Raw genomic sequence first — 1594 nt, 5'->3', positions numbered from 1 at the left:
AGGCGGATTGAGAAGCCGCTCGTGGGCCCCCGCTGTGCAGCCCGGGGCATCGCGCAGCGATGTGGCGGTGGCGCAGTAGGGGAGTCGAATCCCGCCTCAGCTACCTTGACGGGGACCCGTCTGGGCTCAACGGGACCAGTCTGCTTCGCGTGCGCCCCCAGAGCGCCCATATCAACGGGCCGACGAAGGGGAAGACGATTACGACGACGATCCAGACACCGCGTTCGAATCCGGTCACGTTCGGGCGGCGGAGGATGCTGGCGATCGCGAGGATCCACACAGCAATCCAGGCCACGAACACGACGATGGAGGCGACGACGTGAACCGGTTCGATGGAACTCATAGTGCCACCGCCAGTGAAATCGCTTTGCTCGCGGCGTGCATTCGGATGATGACCATTAGCTAACCTCAATCTTCTTGTTGTGTGCGGATGGCGTTGCTATCGGGGATCCCGGCTCGTGATCGGCGACGACAACGGTTGCGGGAGCAACCTGGCGGCGTGAGTCGCGGCGCACACTGGTGATCGACTGTGCGGCGATGCCGACAATAAGCGCGGTGACCCCGGCGGCGATGGCTGCAACCAGCGCTTCCCAGCCATCAGGATGAAGCCGGGTCAGCCAGAGGATGCCGAGCGATCCGGCCGCTGCGACGGGGAAGGTGAATGACCAAAACCCGATGCTGAACGGGAGGGAAAGGTATCGGGGAATGAGCCCCAGTTGGATGAGGGCCATCACCGCTGTGATTGCGGCCAGCCCGTATTCGATCGTTCCGGTCTCCCCGGTGATCCGGAACCAAGCGATCCCTGCGACGGCGGGAGGGGCGAGGAATATCGCCAGGGTCGGCACCAAGGGGTTAGGCAGTGGCGGTCGAAACATCAGCCTCGCCACGATGATCGCGAACATGACGATCCAGAAGAAAGCGCCAACGAGGAATGCGCCCACCGCAAGGCTTGTCAGTCCGGTGGCCGCGGCGGCGTTTGCCGCGATGAACCCTCCTGCCACGGTGGGGAGGAAGTAGCCTCCGTGGATGGCGTCGAGGGGGATGCCGCCCCCACACCACTCGGCGATGAGCCAGCCGGCAAGGATCGCCGAAAGACTGACGAAAATGATGACCAGGATGCGGCTGACGACGGGCCAGACGGTGAACAGCTCCGCCGCGAGCAGCATCCCGACCACGGGCGCCAGCGCCGCGATCGGACCCTGGACGGGGTTTCGCAGCTGCTGGAGGAGGGATTCGGAACTCGTGTGGCCTCGGCGAAGGTGGGCGACCATGAGCCACGCCCAGCCAACGGCGGCAAGCATCCATAGCGTGTCGCCAATGAGTGGAGGCAGTGATAGTGCTGCCGACGCGAACGTCCATACTTCTGCCAGACCGGCAAGGCCGAAGGCGATGGCCAGGGTGTTGAGCGGGATGCGCGGAGTTGTTGTGTTGTCGGTCATCTGCCGACTCCCGTTGCCGTTGTCTTCTGGTGAGCGGTGACGTGAGGCTGTGCGTTTCGTCGAAGGCGGGTCAGCAGTCGATCGCCCTGGCTGATGCCGGCGACACCCAGCACGATGATGACGCCGCCGATGATTTCGGCGAACAAAGGAAGCTC

Annotated in this window: 2 protein-coding genes; both read right to left on the bottom strand. The window is 64.1% G+C overall.

Annotated elements, in window-relative coordinates; genetic code table 11:
• Nucleotides 1-100 precede the first annotated feature (100 nt).
• Nucleotides 101-343 carry a PLDc N-terminal domain-containing protein gene (locus RMN95_RS16840; protein ID WP_309618057.1) on the bottom strand — a complete coding sequence of 81 codons (243 nt, stop codon included), beginning with the start codon at nucleotides 341-343 and terminating at the stop codon, nucleotides 101-103.
• 55 nt (nucleotides 344-398) lie between these two features.
• Nucleotides 399-1439 carry a transporter gene (locus RMN95_RS16835; protein ID WP_309618056.1) on the bottom strand — a complete coding sequence of 347 codons (1041 nt, stop codon included), beginning with the start codon at nucleotides 1437-1439 and terminating at the stop codon, nucleotides 399-401.
• Between the last annotated feature and the right edge of the window lie 155 nt (nucleotides 1440-1594).

The organism is Salinibacterium sp., assembly GCF_031364185.1.
Lineage (GTDB): Bacteria > Actinomycetota > Actinomycetes > Actinomycetales > Microbacteriaceae > Rhodoglobus.
The sequence above is the reverse complement of the archived record's forward strand: the minus strand, read 5'-3'. Positions and strand labels throughout refer to the sequence as shown.

Coding starts and splice junctions, on each gene's coding strand:
- RMN95_RS16840 (WP_309618057.1), bottom strand. CDS start 343: ATGAGTTCCATCGAACCGGTTCACGTCGTCGCCTCCATCGTCGTGTTC.
- RMN95_RS16835 (WP_309618056.1), bottom strand. CDS start 1,439: ATGACCGACAACACAACAACTCCGCGCATCCCGCTCAACACCCTGGCC.